Genomic DNA, 14,837 nt, shown 5'->3' on the forward strand with positions numbered 1-14,837 from the left:
CAGGGGGTTCAGGGCTTCGGCCAGTTGGCCAGGATGTGCTCGGCCATCTCCTGCTGGTTTCGGTCCACCTTGCCGATCAGCGACTTCGAGGGCCCATCGCTCGTCTGGAGGTGAAGCCGTTTCCGGCTGGGAACGTGAGCCTCGTAACGCAGTACGTCTCGGGGGTTCCAGCGCTCCCCCTCGGCGTCGGCGACCGCACGCTCCACGCAGGCATCGAACTCAGCCTCCGAGCGCAGGTGGCGCAGGTGCTCGATGATGGAGGGGAGGCCAAAGGCAGGGCCGTTGAGAGGAGGAGAATACTCCTTGCCCATGATGGCCCGCCGCACCGCCTCGGGCCTGTCCATGGGAAGGAAGGCGACGTACCCGGGACGCAGCACCACGAGACCCTTTCGGGAGGAGCCGCTCTCGAGGGTGGCCGGGTAGCAGACCACGTTGGCCAGCCGCTCAGCGCCCACGGAGCCGAGAAGCGGCGGCTTGCGGTGCATCTCCAACGCGAGCAGCAAGTCCTGGAGCTGCTTCGGCTCATCCACCGCCAGGGTGAGGGTCTCGCGCTCTCCCACCACGCGCACGCCGTAGCCGAAGGGAGAGCGGAGACCAAGCTCGCGAATGGAACGCAGGGGGATCTGCACCGGCTCGCCGTCCTTGGGCATCCACACGAGCCGCTCACTGGTGAGCCAATACCGACCCCGGTGCAACCACCCGTAGACAAGGTACGCGATGAGCGGCACCACGAGCGCTTTCGGACTAGGGTCGCCCCCCACAAGACCGTTGGTGATAACGGCCAGGGCTGTCACGACATGAATTCGGCGCGAGAGCCCCACCTCCCTCAAGCGGCCCTCGAGCAGGCGCACCTCGCCCGAGGCTAGCTCCAGTGGGACGGGCTGGAGAACGAACGCCTCGAGCTGAGCAAGGCCCTCCGTCAACCCCGGTGCGCCGGAGTTTCGAGACAACCCACCACCGAGCCGCTTGCGGACGAGCACCTCCAGCCGACCGCGAAGCCCAAGCACCTCTCGGACGGCGGTGAGCACAGGCAGCGTCTCCGGCCAGTGGTCCGCCTGAGCCCGGCGCTGGATTCGGCTCAGGGCCTCGTCGAGCTCGGACTCGTGACGCAGCACCGCTTGGATGGCCTCGGGCTGCTTGCGCAGACGGCGCTTCCACCATCGCCCCGACAGGAGCGACTCCAGCGCGGCATAACGGGCGCGCGCGACCTCTACTGTTTCGACACGCCCCTCGAGCTGAAGGCGAACATCCTCTGGAGAGGGTTCTTGTGCCCAGGTGCCCGAAGAAACATGTGTGCGCTCACGCTCGGGCATGGGGGTCACGGCCCGCTTGGGCTCGCTACGGAGGAGTGGGACTCGAGGACGCTCCCGCAGGGGCCGAAGTCGGTGATGGGCTCTGCGCTGAAGCGGGCGCCGGAACTGGCTCGGTCGCGGGCACGGGCTGCGCGGGAGCCGGCTCTCCCGAGGGAGTCGCCACGCCCGGCGAAGCCGGAGCCGGCTCTGCCACGGGTGGAGTCGTCACCGGCGCCGTGGGAGCCACCTCGGTCGGAGCGGGGCTCTGCGAGCCCTCGACGAGCGGAGGAGAAACAACACCCCCCGTCCCCTCCACCGGAGGAGTCACTCCCTGCGGGGTCTCCGCACCCGAGACAGGAGCGGGAGGCTCGAAAACAGGAGGCGGCGACGGCTCCGGTGCCTGTACCACGGGAGTGGGCTCCGGCTCGGGCTCGGGCTCCGGCTGGGCCGGGAGGGGATGGGCCTCCACCTGCTTCTGGAGGTTGGCCAGTGCCTCCTCGATGTGACCGCCAAGCCTCGACTCGATGAGGGGGACCAGGTAGTGCGCGAACGGGTTGCCGCCGATCTCGCCCTCGTCCACCCACGTCACCCGGGTCCCCGCGTCCTCGGGCGAGAAGGAGATGCGACCGTGCGCGAGGTACTCACCGTGCTCCACCGACATCTCATAGACCACGCCCGTCTTCGGGTCCGCCTCGGTCAACGAGAGGGTGCCATTGCCCACGTCCTCGCCGCTCCAGCTGCGCACGGCGCCAACACCCAGCTCGGGCCCTCCAACCACCCACTGGTTGCCCGGGAACCGCTTCGCGTTCCACGGCACCCATTCTTCCCACCGCTTCAGGCTGGCCACGTGGACGTAGACCGCCTCGGACGAGGCCGGGAGGACCGTCGAGCGCTCGACGCGGTACTTCGACGGCAGCGCGAGTCCAATGGCGAGCACGAGCGCCATCAAGGTCGCGGAGGCGATCAGGATCTTCTTGAGCATCGAGCGGCTCCAGGGGCCAGATGCACCCGGATGACGACGCACCGTAGCAGACCCCACCGATCGGTCGAGCCCTCCCATGAACAGGCGTGCCTGTCCCACCCGAGGAGCCCTGCCCGTCCGCCTGTCTGCCCTGCCGGGAGGTGGACCCGGTCCTCGCGGCTTCTCTCCCAGCGCGAGCTCGCGAATGATGTCCCACCGAGCCAGGGTGACCCCGGAGGGGACGGAGACATGAGCACAGCAGTCGAAGTTGGAAGGGGCATGCGATGCGCCCGTGCGCTCACCTGCCTGCTGGCACTGGCGCTCTCACCTGGGGCCATGGCTCAGGGAGGACAAGAGGACCCGGACGCGACGGCGGAGGAAGCGGAGGGCACCGTGTCCACCCCGGCCCCAGTCGATCCGGATGCGGCCCCCCCGTGGAACACCCGGTTCGGAGTGAGGCTGGTCGCGGGATCGCCTGACGGCGTGGGAGCCTCGGCGCTCATCCATCCACGGCGCTGGCTGCGGGCGCACGTGGGCGTCGCGAGGAACAGCCTGGGCCTCGGGGTGCGTGGAGGACTGAGCCTCATCCCGCTCAACCTCTTTGTCTCGCCCTTGCTGGAGCTGGAGTACGGCCATTACTTCAACGCGGACTACAACAAGCTGCTGACGCAGCTGCACGGCGAGCCCACCACGGCGACCTCGGGCATCCGCCAGGTGGGGTACGACCAGCTCAGTGCCAGCCTGGGCCTGGAGTTCTCTCCCTGGCGCTATGTGACGGTCTTCGGCAGCTTGGGCATCAGCTACTGGTTCATCGGAGGCAGTGACGTGAAGGCCTTCATCCGCGAGGCGGAGAACAATCCGGACATTACCGCCCGGCCGCTTACGCTCGGTCTCTCCAGCCCGGTGGCGAAGCTGGGCTTCATCCTCTATTTCAACTGACGGGGTCCCTCCATGTCCGCCCTTCCCCGCGTCCTGCTGCTGACCGCCGCCACGCTGCTCACCTCCGGCTGCCGGAAGATCGCCGACACCTTCTTCGTGGTGAACGCCGAGACCGAGGAGATCTGCAAGACCGAGCGAAGCATCCCCATCCCCGCCGCCGCACCAGGCACGGGGACGCTCGTGCATACCTTCGAGTTCCCCCTGGGGGAGATTGGCGCGGACCTGCCCGAGGGGCGGCTCGAGACGGAGTTCCGGCTGCGGCTGTTCGCGCTGGACGTCACGGGCGGCGACGTGGACCTGAGCGGAATCGAATCCGCGAAGGTGTCATTGAGGCGGCCAGGCTCGACGGAGATCATCCGAACGCTGCTCGAGTACCGACAGCCCACGGATGCGTTCTCGCCCACGCGCATCACCCTGCGTGGGGTGGAGGCGGTGAGCGTGGCGCAACTGGCGCGCGATAACCGGCTGGAGCTGGTGTTCGAGGCACAGGGCACGCTGCCTCCCCAGGCATGGACAGCAGACCTCCAGGCCTGCGCGGCGCTCCGGGCCGAGGTGCACTACTTCCGCTTCATCTTCTGACGGAGGCGTCCAGGACCTGAGCCGTCCACGCCCGAGTCTCTTCATCCTTGGGCATCAGGAAATCGAAGCGGCCGTCGCGAAGCAACTCCACCAGTGACCGGTCCCGAGCGACGATCTCAGGCACCTTCCAGGGAAACGTAAGGGCAGCGGGTCCGAGCTCGTCGTAATCGGGCTCTGCCACCAGCGCCTCAAGGTAGTGCGAGTAGGTATCGAAGAAGCGGTCAACGTTCGAGGCGAGCGGCACAGCATAGGGCTCTTCGTGCACATCAAGCTTCACGACCGGCTGATGCCCTTGTGCATCCACCCATTGAGGAACCGTGGCGTAGTAGTAGGCCAGCATGTCCTCCTTGCCGAAAACGACAAGGGAGCGAAGAGGCTCAGCCCTGTCGCTCCGCCATCGCTCGTTCACTCGGGCGAACTCGGACTGTCGCGCGCCATCCGCACGCAGAAGGACGAGCCCCTCCTCGAATCGAATGGAGCCCACACGCGAATGAACCGCCGCGAGCAATGGGTCGACAGGCAAACCTGCCACGAGCTCTCCCGCGGTGAGCACAGGCGAGTTGCTGATGAGCTCCCGCCTCATGGGGAGTGCCAACCTCCTGCACACCTCCAACAATCTGTCTACTCCAGGAAGCGAGACTTCGGGGGACATCATCACGATTCCTTTCAACTGCCCGCGAGGAACTCGGCCAATTCTCGTCGGGCGGCTTTGACGGCCTCGCCGAGAGCGGACGCTGAATCACCTACGGCATGAGGAACATCGTACCAGCGACCGAAATGCGCATCGACGATGGCCGCCACCCTGTCTACCTCGTCTGCGCGGGCATGAGTCCGCTTGCTCCGAAACTCATTCCAGAGGCTGTTGATGGATTGATGAACCTCCTCCCCCACGCCCCGGAGGTTTTCCGAGGCGTTGATGTCTCTCTCAGGAAAAAGGTGGGCGTATTCCAACGGCCGGCGATGGTGAACCTCGAACGGGCCCTTGAGCTCCATGGCTTCAGAGCGCACGGAGTGGAGCTTCTTGTAGTACCGGCGAGCAGCCGCTCTCAATACTTCCTTCTCGTCCTTGCTCAATGGAGACCGGACGAGCCGTTCGAGGCGATTCATCAGCGCGACCAGCTCATTCTTCTCGAGTCGAGAGAGCGCCTCAGCGCCCTCCAGCTGAACCTTCGTCCAGAGACGCTCGAAGACCTTCCGCTCGGCCTTGGGAATCCGAAAGAGCGTCGTTCGGAGCCAGCCCGCCGACTCCACGCCACCACGTGTCAACACGCGCATGGCCGTGGGCGCAACGGCCTCGAAGAGCAGGCCCACCCCTCGCGTGAGGATGCCGCCCACGTACCAAAAGGCCAATTCCTCCAGGGAGTACCGAGCCAGCAACTCCGCACTATCACGAACACCCTCGCGCCAGCGGCGCAGGATGTCCTCATGCAGCGCCAGGTACTCGGCGGCGAAGCCTGGCTCCAAGTTGGGCACCGAAACGGAATGAAGGGCGCGTGCCGCCGTCACCAGGCCATGTGCGAAGGGCTCGCCTTCTCGATGTTCGCCCCGCACCTCCAGCCATACCGTGCGACGCCCCACGCCATGCGTGAAGGGCTGTAGTACTCGAGCGAATTGCGCTGCGGCACTCTCAGCGAGAGCACGGGGCTTGCCGCCACTCTCTATGACTCGATACCCGCGGTACGCCCATCCGGTGATTCGATCATCCTCCAGGGTCACCTCCAATCCGAGTGAAGCGGTTCCACCAGAAGGCACCGTCAAAAGGCGAGGCATCTTGGAGGCCAACTCCAACACTTCGACCAGGGTGTCGTATGGAATGCCTTGACGGTCGACAGGTTGCGTCTTGGCCTCAGGTGGCCGCACAGCCTGGACAGTGGCGTCATAATCCACCGACCAACTGACACGTTCTCGCCGCAGTGTCAGCAAGACCTGACCAGTACGCTCGCGCATGTACCCGGTGAAAATCGGCCGCAGTTGCCGAGCAAAGGACTTTGCGTCCACCGGAGCTCCAGCCCCTTGGAGCCTGCCCACCTCCCGTCGATACTCCAGCAGCGTCAACGCGCCATTCTGCACCCAGTAGGTAAAGGCCAAGTGCGCCCCCACCGCCCTCTCTTCACTGGCCACACTCCATAAGTGTCCCAGTGCCGTCTCGACCTCTGCGCGCCGTGCTGCCTCCCGCACATCACCTTCGGCTCCCCATTGAACTCCGTCCACGCCCCATCCGCTGCCTCCTGTTCCCACCAATCGAGGGCTCGCGCATCCCTCCACCAGCAGGGCAGCGGCCAACAAGCCCAGAAACGTTCTCCAGACCAGACCTCGCCCCATGTGGCTGCTCCGCTCGACCGCGGGTGAGCGCACCATTCCAGTGGAGCAAGCCTGTCGAATCACTCAGCGGACTCTTGAATTGTCCGCAAGTACTCATGGTTTCCAGCCGCGAGCCCCCAACATCTCCACCCACTCGCGCGCCCGGGCGTTCGCCGTCAGCAGGAAGTCGAAGTGCCCGGCGCGGATCCGCTTCACCAGCTCCCGGTCCCGAGCAATGGCCTCGGTGGCACTCCAGGGGAAGGCTCGCAGGGGCAGTCCCTCTCCCCCATCCCCGGTAGACGCCAGAGCGGACTCCAGGTAACGCGCGTAGGTGTCGAAGAACTGGTCGACGCTCGAGGCCACAGGGACGGCGTACAGCAGCTCGTAGACGTCGACCCACACCACCGGCTGCAGACCCCGCTCGTCCACCAGCGCCGGCACTGTGGCGTAGCAGTAGGCCAGCCGGTCATCCTTCGCAAACACGCGCAGCGCGCCGAATGGTGCCGCCCACTCCCGGCTCCAGCTCTCGTTCACCCGGTGCAGGTCGGGCCGCCGCTCGTGCTTCTCCGGGAACACATAGAGCTCATCCCTCACCCAGAGGTACCCCGCGCGCGAATGCACAGCCGCCAGTTGGGGGTCCATCACCTGTCCCGCCACGAACGACTCCACCGGGCGCCCGGACGGGGGCTCCAGCTTCATCGGATGCGCTCGGCTCCGACACACCTCCAACAAGCGCTCGAAGCCGGGCAGCGCGGTGACTGACTGCATGTCCTGGTCTCCTCTCGGGTGTCTTCTGCGGTCGCCTCACTCTAGATGACCGCGAAGGTCATGTCACGAAACGTGCCGGGCAGCACGCTTCCGTGAACCCGACGCAGACGCTGCGCGCCGAACAGATGGGCCTGAGGTGGAGTGACTCGCACCTCTGGACTGGCCGGAGCCTTGCTAGCTTGAGTCCGCCAATACGCGAGGACCGCCATGACCCAAGTCGTCGATGACTTCATGACCCGCACGGTGCACACCATCGGTACGCAGAGTCCCCTGAGCGAAGCGCACAGGCTCATGAACGAGCACGCCATCCGTCACCTGCCCGTGCTGGAGGGAGGAAAGCTGGTGGGCGTGGTGTCGATGAGGGACCTGCACCTGATCGAGACCCTCAAGGGCGTGGACCCCAAGGAGGTCGCCGTCGAGGAAGCCATGTCTCAAGAGGCCTATACGGTGCCTCCGGGGACCACGCTGCTCGAGGTGGCTCGCACCATGGCCATGCACAAGTACGGCTCGGCCGTCATCGCCAACAAGGGCCGTGTGGAGGGCATCTTCACCACCGTGGACGCGCTGAAGGCGCTGGAGACGCTCCTGGCCTCACCCCAAGCCGAGGCGACGCCCGCGCCCCGGCGTAAGACAGCACCTCGTCAGCTCAGCAAGAAGGGAGCCTCGAGCAAGGCCGCAGCCAGGAAGGGGGCGCGTACCACGGCGAACCGACCGACCGGAAAGAGCACGGCGAAGCGCCCGGCTCGCAAGGCGGCTCCAGCGCGCAAGCGCGGCGGACGTTGAGCCTTGTAACACTCACGCAGGTGGCCGCATGAGCGGAAGGCCACGCTCAATGGCCTTCTCCTCCTTGAGCATGGGGGTGTGCCATGGCCGCTGAATCGATGCGGAATGGGGCGATGCTGCTGTTGAGTGTCGCCGCACTGCTCACCGCCTGCACCACGGTGACTCCACCGCCCAGCCGTGCCACTGCGCGGCTACACCGCAGCGAGCGCGTGCCGCTCCTGCAGGTGTCCTTGGTAGGCCCAGCCGAAATAGCCGTGCGCGCTGTAGCTGGCGGAGCCATGACCTTCGATGAACTCGCGGAGATGTTGGAGAGGACGCCCTCAAGGAGTCTCGGCCAGGGTGCGAGCGAGGCAGAGATCAACACCGCCAGCGTTCGACTTGGCGTAAATCTGGCCGGTGGCTATCGACTCTTCTTGCAGCGCTTTGGATGGGGCGGAGTTGGCTCTATCGAGCTCTTCGGTCTAGGTGCGGATGTGCCGCCCTACTTGAACCTGACTGCAATGACGCTGAGTGAGCGGGAGGAAATGAGTCCCGCGCTCCCTGGGCACCTCATCCCGTTCATGAACGACGGAGGGGGCAACCTCTACTGCCTGGATTCGAGGGTAGAGGGCGAGCCACCTGTCGTGTTCTGGGACCATACAGCCGGAAAGCAGCAGAACCCCTCCCTGGTGGCTTCCGACTTCATGGCGTGGCTGACCGAGCGGGTCGAGCGAGAGCTCGCGGAGGATGTCGAAGCCGAGCTTTAGAGCGCATCGCTGTAAGCACCCGCGTGTCCGGGCGCGGCTCGTGGTAGGCAACGGGGCAATGGACCCTGCACAGACAGCTCCACGAGTCCTCGTCGTCGGCTGTGGTGGAATCGGTGGCGTGCTCCTGTCCCGCCTCCTGGAGGGTGGGCAACGCGTCGCCGCAGTGGCGCGCCGCGAGGAGATCGCCCACGTGCTCCGGACGCGCGGCCCGGTACTGCGCGACGAGAAGGGCGAGCGCACCATCCGCGGCGACCTGGAGGTCTTCGTCCAGCCACCTCGGGAGGGCGTCTATGACTTCATCCTGCTCGCCACTCCACCGAACGGAGTGGAAGCGGCGGCCCGAGACACGGCCCACCTGCTCGCGCCGCATGGGGCGATGGTGGTGCTCCAGAACGGACTCTGTGAGGAGCTGGTGGCCCGCATCGTCGGCGAGGCCCGGGTGATCGGCGCCATCGTGGCCTGGGGCGCGTCATCTCCAGAGACCGGCATCTACGAGCGGACCTCCTCGGGTGGCATCGTGCTCGGCGTGCTCTCCGGTGCGCCGGACCCGCGGCTGCCCCTGCTGGCCCAGGTCCTGCGCGCGGTATGCCCGGTGACCTTCACCGACAACCTGCGCGGCGCTCGCTGGAGCAAGCTGGCCATCAACTGTGCCATCTCCACATTGGGCACCGTGGGCGGCAGCCGGGTCGGGCCGCTCCTGCGGCACAGCTTCGTCCGGCGGCTCGCGATGGAGGTTTTCACTGAAGTATTCCAGGTAGCCCGCACCGAGGGCGTGAAGCTGGAGAAGGTGGCCTCCACGGTGGACCTCGCGTGGCTCACACTGGGCGAGTCGGAGCAACGCGCACATGGCACCCCCTCGCTCGTCATCAAGCACGCGATGCTCCTCGCCATTGGCGCGAGGTATCGACGGCTCCGCTCGTCCATGCTGGCGGCCATCGAGCGGGGACGCGAGCCGCCTGTGGACTTCCTCAATGGTGAGGTGGTCCGGCGCGGGAAGACCCACAACCTCCCAGTGCCTGTCAACGAGCGCCTGCTGGAGGCAGTCCACGCCATGTCCCGACGCGAGTTGACCCCGGGTGTGGAAACGCTCCGCCGCCTCTACACACAGACGAGACCCCAGCGCCATTGACCGGGATTCGACCTGTCGGCTACAGGACTTCCCGGGAAAGCGTGTAGTAGATTCGCTTCGCTGTCCTGCCGGGGGGAGTTCCGATGGCGCCGTATCTGAAGACATGGAGGTCGCCGGTCCTATCGCTCGCCTCGTCGGACGTGCGCCCGCAGGCCCTCCGGGAAGTGTCGACCCGTGAGGAGGGGCCACACAAGGGGGAGCGAGTCACGAACGCGCTCTACGTGCTCGATCGCGACTGGCGCTTCACCTACCTCAACGAGCAGGCGGCACGGCTGCTGCGGCGCCCGTCCGAGGAGCTGCTCGGCCGCAATGTCTGGGAGGAGTTCCCCGAGGCGGCCAGCAGTGAATTCCATCGCCAGTACCACCGGGCCTTCGCCGAGCAGGTCTCTGTCGCCTTCGAGGCCTACCATTGCTTGCTCGACACCTGGTTCGAGGTCCATGCCTCGCCCTCGAAGGATGCGCTCTTCGTCTGCATCCGGGCTCTCCACGACCGTAAGTACACCGAGCGACTGTCGCGCGAGTCGGAACAACTCCTCCGCTCCGTGGTGGACGTGCTGTCGACGCCCCTCGCCGTACTCGATGGGTCCGGCACCCTCATCGCCGTCAACGCGGCGTGGCAACGCTTCGCGGTCAGCGGCAATCCCTCCACCGCGGGCCTTCACGACGTGGGGGCCAACTACCTGGCCATCACCGAAGCGGCCACCCACATGGGGGAAGAAGACGCCCGTGCCGCCGAGCGAGGCCTCCGCGACGTGATTTCTGGGCGAAGGGAGCTCTTCGAGCTCGAGTACCCCAGCCACAGCACCACCGAGCGGCAGTGGTTCCTGATGCGCATCACCCGTTTCGCGGGGCCAGGCCCCGGACGGGTGTTGGTGGCCCACGAGAACACCACCGCGAGGAGGATGGCCGAGGAGACCACCCAGCGGCTGGCCCGGGAGAAGGCCGCGCACGAAGCGGCGGAGGCGGCCCGAGCGCGGCTCCACGAGGTGCTCGAGCGCGTCACCGATGGCTTCGTCGCGTACGACCGGCAGTGGCGCTACACCTACGTGAACCGGTACACGGAGGCCTGGGTCAACCGGACGCGGGAAGAGCTGCTCGGCCAGTGCGTCTGGACCGTCTTTCCTACGCTGCAGGGCTCTCCCCTCCAAGAGCTCCTCCAAAGGGCGGCGGACACGCAGGTGCCATGCGAGGCCGAGCTCCCCTCCATCATGTGGGGCCGGTGGATGCGGGTGACGGCGTACCCCTCCCCGGAAGGCGTCTCCATCTACTTCCGCGACATCACCCAACAGCGGCGAGCCGAGGAGCGGACGCGTTTCCTCTCCGAGGTGAGCGCAACCCTGGTGCGCTCGCTCGAGGACAGGGACATCCTCCAGACTGTCGCCCGGCTCTCGGTGCCGGGGCTCGCGGACGGGTGTGCCCTGATCGCGGACCGCGCCACCGGAGATCACGTGCGGGCGGTGGCGGCGAGTGGACAGGAGCTAGAGGAGTCCCTGCGTGAGGCACTCGGGCATCCCCCCGCCTCTGCCAGCCCTGTCGCGGTCGCGGTGGAGCAGGTGCGGAACACGGGCGAGACGGTACTCCTGGAGGAGGAGCGACTCCTGGCCGTTCCGCTGCGGGCATACGAGCGGACGCAGGGGGTGCTCGTGCTGGTGCGGACCGCGTCGGGCAGGAGCTACGACACGGAGGACGCCACCCTGGCGCGGGAGCTCGCACGCCGGACGGCCCTCGCCTTCGAGAACGCGCGCCTGTATCGCACCGCGCAGGAGGCCATCGCCACGCGAGACGAGACGCTCAGCATCGTCTCCCATGACTTGCTCAACCCCCTCCACGTCATCAAGCTCCTCTGCGGCTCCACCGAGCGGCACCTGCTGCCCCCAGGCGAGACGGGAGAGAAGACCCGGGCGAACCTGCGGAGGATCCGTCAGGCAGTGGGCGACATGGAGCACCTCATCGAGGATCTGCTCGCGGCGGCTCGGCTGGCAGCGGGGCACCAGCCCTCGTTGAGCCTCGAGGTCCTGGATGTGGCGCACGTGCTCTCGCGGGTACGGAGCGCGAATGAGCCACTGGCCGAGGCCAGAGCCATCCACCTCGAGATGGAGCTCGGACCCAGCCTGCCCCCCGTGCACGCCGACCCGGCACGAGTGCTGCGCATCTTCCAGAACCTCGTGGGCAACGCCCTCAAGTTCACGCCCGCAGGGGGCTCCATCCGCATTCGGGCGGAGGCGGGCGAGGACCACGTCCGCTTCTCCGTCTCGGATACCGGACGGGGGATTGAGCCCGCGAGCCTCCCCCACATCTTCGACCGCTTCTGGCAGGCGAGGCATGCTCGCAGCGCGGGAGTGGGACTGGGACTCTCCATCGTCAAGGGACTCGTCGAAGCGCACGGAGGCAGGCTCGCGGTCGAGAGCACCCTGGGCCAGGGGACGACGTTCCACTTCACCCTGCCCGGGGCTGAAGGTGCTCCTCCAGATGTCGGAGACTGAAATCCAGCCGCGTGGGTGAGCCCTCCGGATGCATCAACCGCTGCAGCCGTGTGCCACGATGCACGTAGAGTGTTGGGGCGTTCGACGTGCATTCACGGAGAGGTGAACCATGGCGATGAAGAAGCTCACGCAGGCAGCGGGACGGGCTCGGGAAGCGACCCGGAAGGTGAAGACGGTGGCCAAGAAGGTAGCGAAGAAAGCCGTCGCGAAGGCCCCCACCAAGGCCCGCAAGAAGGTGCAGCCGATCCCCAAGGGCTACCACATCGTGACGCCGAGCCTCATCGTCCGTGGCGCGGCGCAGGCGATCGAGTTCTACAAGAAGGCGTTCGGCGCGAAGGAGCTGTACCGGATGGAGGGGCCGGACGGGAAGATGCTGCACTCGGAGATCAAGATCGGCGATTCGATCGTGATGATCGGGGACGAGTACCCCGACATGGGCGCCTCCTCACCCCAGTCCATCGGTGGCAGCGCGTCGAGCTTGATGATCTACACGCGCGACGTCGATGCACTGTTCAACCAGGCCGTTGCCGCGGGGGCGAAGGTGGCGATGCCCGTCGCCGACATGTTCTGGGGAGACCGCTACGGGAAGGTCACCGACCCGTTCGGACACCAGTGGCAGCTCGCGACACACAAGGAGGACATCTCGCCCAAGGAGATGAAGCGCCGTGCCGCAGCCGCAATGAGCGCGCCACCGCAGAATCCGTAGCAACCCAAGCAGCCTCTTGACCCTCTCCTCCCAAGGGGAGAGGGCGTCTCAGGCGGCGGAGACTCGCGCCTCGGCCAGGGCGGGCGTTCCCAGGTACTTGCGGCGCGTGCCCAGCACGTAATCGAAGAGCGGGAACGTCACGCACCAGTTCGCGTTCTGGTCCTTCCCCATGTGGTGGTCGTAGTGCCACGGCAGACGCTTGCGCGCCCACTCTGGGTCCAGGTGCGCCCGCCGGTGCACCACGTAGTACAGCACCGTCGAGGCCCATACCGTGGCCACGAACCACGGTGCCCACTTCCACAGCGGCATGTGCCCCACCACGATGGCCGCCAGCCCCAACACCTCCTTGCTCTGCGGCGCCCACTTCCACAGGGGCCCCCGGTACTGCTCGTCCACCATCTCGTTGCGGCGCGAGCGCTGGTGGTGCTCGTGCCAGTGGAAGCTCCAGAAGCTCTCGTGTCGCTTGCCCAACCCGTGCAGCACGTACCGGTGCAGCCACCACTCCCCGAAGTTGGAATAGGCCAGGCCCAGTGGAATACCCATCATCTCCCCTGCTCCTCTCGGAACACCCACTGCCTCCAGATGCCCCGCATGAAATGATGACCGGATGGTCACTGAAAGAATGACCATCTGGTCATCATTTGTGAGGTGAGAGAGTTCATGGCCACCCGAAAGCCGCCCCCTTCACGTCAGGCGGTGGAGAGCCCGCCCGCTCCCACGCCCCGTCGGCCGGGGCCCCAGGGCGGTGTGCGGGACACCAATCGCCGCGAGCGGGTGAACGCACTCGCCGACGCGGCGCTCGAGCTCTTCCTGGAGCGAGGGCTGGACGGCGTCACCATCGACGACATCACCCAGGCGGCCGGCGTGGCCAAGGGCACCTTCTACCGTTACTTCGAGGACAAAGCGGCGCTGGTGGACTTCCTGCTCGAGCCGGTGCGCCGTGAGTTGCTCCAGGGGCTGGTGGCCTGTGGCGAGGCCCTGGAGGCCGCGCGTGACGTGGAGGCCATGTTCGAGGCCTACCGCGCGGTGGCCGCCATCATCGCCGGAGCCATCGTCCAGCACCCTGGTGTGGTGCGGCTCTACCTCCAGGAGTGCCGAGGCCCCGCGGTAGGCGCCCGGGTGAAGCTCGTCGAGGTAGCGCGCCTCATCTCCCGTCACGCAGTGGACATCACCCGGAAGGCCCACACGCATGGGCTGCTGCGCCCCATCCGTCCCGCCGTCAGCGGGCTGGCGGTGGTGGGCGCCGTGGAGCGCCTGCTGCTCGCCGTCCTCAGCGAGGAGGAGGACATTGGCAACCCCCTGGAGCTCCCCAACGCCCTCACCACCCTCATCCTGGATGGACTGCGACTCCCCCACTCCGGCCCCCCGCCGGCGCGCCGGAAGTTGGACGGGAAGCCCGGCCGCCCGTAAGGAAGGAGATCGTGCGGCGGAAACGGGCGAGCGGGCTTCCTTGGGTGGTGAGGGTGGGGCTGTTCGCCCTGGTGCCCCTCGTGCTGCTCAACATGTCGGTGGCCTTCTTCGGCGACACCACCGTCTTCCCCCTCTCCTTGTCCTTCCTGGACGAGAAGGCCCATGCCCTGGCGGCCTACGCGCGCCACCGGCCCACGTGCCTGCTCGAAGGACACCCGGAGCTCTCATCCCTCATCCGGGACACCGAACGCCGCCACCGCCTGCCTCCCGGCCTGTTGCAGGCGCTCGTGGAGGTGGAATCCAACACCCAGCCGCATCGCATCTCCCCCGCGGGCGCCATGGGCCCTGGCCAGCTCATGCCCTCGACGGCCAGCCTTCTCCGGGTGGAGGACCCCTTCGACCCGGCGCCCGCCATCGATGGCAGCGCGCGCTACCTCGCCGAGCAGCTCGTGCGCTACCGGGGCAACGTGAAGCTCGCGGTGGCCGCCTACAACGCCGGGCCTGGCAATGTGAACGGCCGCGTCCCACGCAACGGGGAGACGGAGTTCTACGTGGAGAAGGTGCTCACCCAATACGAGCGCCTCCGGCCCCGCCCTCCCCCGCGTCCGTCGCGGCCCGCGCCCGCCGCGAAGCGCCAGGCCCGACCGGTGAGCGCTCCTCCGCGCCCTCCGCCCGTTGACCCGCCCACCTCGGGCTGAGCAAGTCACCGCGGCGCTTCGTCGAGCGTCAGGCGACTGTTC

Annotated in this window: 15 protein-coding genes; 9 read left to right on the forward strand and 6 right to left on the reverse strand. The window is 67.0% G+C overall.

What is annotated here, in order from left to right; genetic code table 11:
• Positions 1-8 precede the first annotated feature (8 nt).
• Positions 9-1,313 (reverse strand): hypothetical protein, encoded by a 1,305-nt coding sequence (locus F0U60_RS45470; RefSeq protein WP_395809795.1) that lies wholly within the window; start codon positions 1,311-1,313, stop codon positions 9-11.
• Between the two features lie 25 nt (positions 1,314-1,338).
• Entirely contained in the window at positions 1,339-2,274 is a 936-nt protein-coding gene (locus F0U60_RS45475; protein WP_395809797.1) for an SRPBCC family protein, read from the reverse strand.
• A 258-nt stretch (positions 2,275-2,532) separates the two neighbouring features.
• Between F0U60_RS45475 and F0U60_RS45480 the strand changes: the two genes are divergently transcribed.
• Together F0U60_RS45480 and F0U60_RS45485 are read left to right on the forward strand one after the other, a co-directional pair.
• Positions 2,533-3,192, forward strand: coding sequence for an autotransporter outer membrane beta-barrel domain-containing protein (locus tag F0U60_RS45480; RefSeq protein WP_395809799.1), 660 nt, complete (start codon positions 2,533-2,535; stop codon positions 3,190-3,192).
• A gap of 12 nt (positions 3,193-3,204) precedes the next feature.
• Positions 3,205-3,771 carry a hypothetical protein gene (locus tag F0U60_RS45485; RefSeq protein ID WP_395809801.1) on the forward strand — a complete coding sequence of 189 codons (567 nt, stop codon included), beginning with the start codon at positions 3,205-3,207 and terminating at the stop codon, positions 3,769-3,771.
• Here F0U60_RS45485 and F0U60_RS45490 read toward each other — a convergent pair.
• The 3 genes from F0U60_RS45490 to F0U60_RS45500 all read right to left on the reverse strand — a co-directional run bounded on the left by F0U60_RS45490 (position 3,761) and on the right by F0U60_RS45500 (position 6,840).
• Positions 3,761-4,354 (reverse strand): hypothetical protein, encoded by a 594-nt coding sequence (locus tag F0U60_RS45490; RefSeq protein WP_395809803.1) that lies wholly within the window; start codon positions 4,352-4,354, stop codon positions 3,761-3,763. The genes F0U60_RS45485 and F0U60_RS45490 overlap by 11 nt on opposite strands.
• Before the next feature lie 83 nt (positions 4,355-4,437).
• Complete coding sequence (locus F0U60_RS45495; RefSeq protein ID WP_395809805.1) at positions 4,438-5,235, reverse strand: hypothetical protein; 798 nt, start codon at positions 5,233-5,235, stop codon at positions 4,438-4,440.
• 951 nt (positions 5,236-6,186) lie between these two features.
• Positions 6,187-6,840, reverse strand: a complete 654-nt coding sequence (locus tag F0U60_RS45500; protein ID WP_395809807.1) for a hypothetical protein — start codon at positions 6,838-6,840, stop codon at positions 6,187-6,189.
• 207 nt (positions 6,841-7,047) lie between these two features.
• Here F0U60_RS45500 and F0U60_RS45505 point away from each other — a divergent pair, with 207 nt between their 5' ends.
• From F0U60_RS45505 to F0U60_RS45525, 5 genes are all read left to right on the forward strand, one after another.
• Positions 7,048-7,623, forward strand: a complete 576-nt coding sequence (locus F0U60_RS45505; protein WP_395809809.1) for a CBS domain-containing protein — start codon at positions 7,048-7,050, stop codon at positions 7,621-7,623.
• Positions 7,624-7,706: 83 nt separating this feature from the next.
• The gene (locus tag F0U60_RS45510; protein WP_395809811.1) at positions 7,707-8,369 is read left to right on the forward strand and encodes an SMI1/KNR4 family protein; all 663 of its coding nucleotides are present in this window, start codon (positions 7,707-7,709) and stop codon (positions 8,367-8,369) included.
• Between the two features lie 58 nt (positions 8,370-8,427).
• Positions 8,428-9,498, forward strand: coding sequence for a ketopantoate reductase family protein (locus F0U60_RS45515; protein ID WP_395809813.1), 1,071 nt, complete (start codon positions 8,428-8,430; stop codon positions 9,496-9,498).
• A gap of 83 nt (positions 9,499-9,581) precedes the next feature.
• Positions 9,582-11,981 carry an ATP-binding protein gene (locus F0U60_RS45520; protein WP_395809815.1) on the forward strand — a complete coding sequence of 800 codons (2,400 nt, stop codon included), beginning with the start codon at positions 9,582-9,584 and terminating at the stop codon, positions 11,979-11,981.
• 109 nt (positions 11,982-12,090) lie between these two features.
• Positions 12,091-12,687, forward strand: a complete 597-nt coding sequence (locus F0U60_RS45525; RefSeq protein ID WP_395809817.1) for a VOC family protein — start codon at positions 12,091-12,093, stop codon at positions 12,685-12,687.
• A gap of 48 nt (positions 12,688-12,735) precedes the next feature.
• Here the strand turns inward: F0U60_RS45525 and F0U60_RS45530 are convergent, their stop codons facing one another.
• Positions 12,736-13,233 (reverse strand): sterol desaturase family protein, encoded by a 498-nt coding sequence (locus F0U60_RS45530; protein ID WP_395809819.1) that lies wholly within the window; start codon positions 13,231-13,233, stop codon positions 12,736-12,738.
• 114 nt (positions 13,234-13,347) lie between these two features.
• Between F0U60_RS45530 and F0U60_RS45535 the strand changes: the two genes are divergently transcribed.
• Both F0U60_RS45535 and F0U60_RS45540 read left to right on the forward strand, forming a co-directional pair.
• The gene (locus F0U60_RS45535; protein ID WP_395809821.1) at positions 13,348-14,097 is read left to right on the forward strand and encodes a TetR family transcriptional regulator; all 750 of its coding nucleotides are present in this window, start codon (positions 13,348-13,350) and stop codon (positions 14,095-14,097) included.
• An 11-nt stretch (positions 14,098-14,108) separates the two neighbouring features.
• Positions 14,109-14,795 carry a lytic transglycosylase domain-containing protein gene (locus F0U60_RS45540; RefSeq protein ID WP_395809823.1) on the forward strand — a complete coding sequence of 229 codons (687 nt, stop codon included), beginning with the start codon at positions 14,109-14,111 and terminating at the stop codon, positions 14,793-14,795.
• The last annotated feature ends 42 nt before the right edge of the window (positions 14,796-14,837 follow it).

It is taken from the genome of Archangium minus (assembly GCF_044360475.1).
Lineage (GTDB): Bacteria > Myxococcota > Myxococcia > Myxococcales > Myxococcaceae > Archangium > Archangium minus.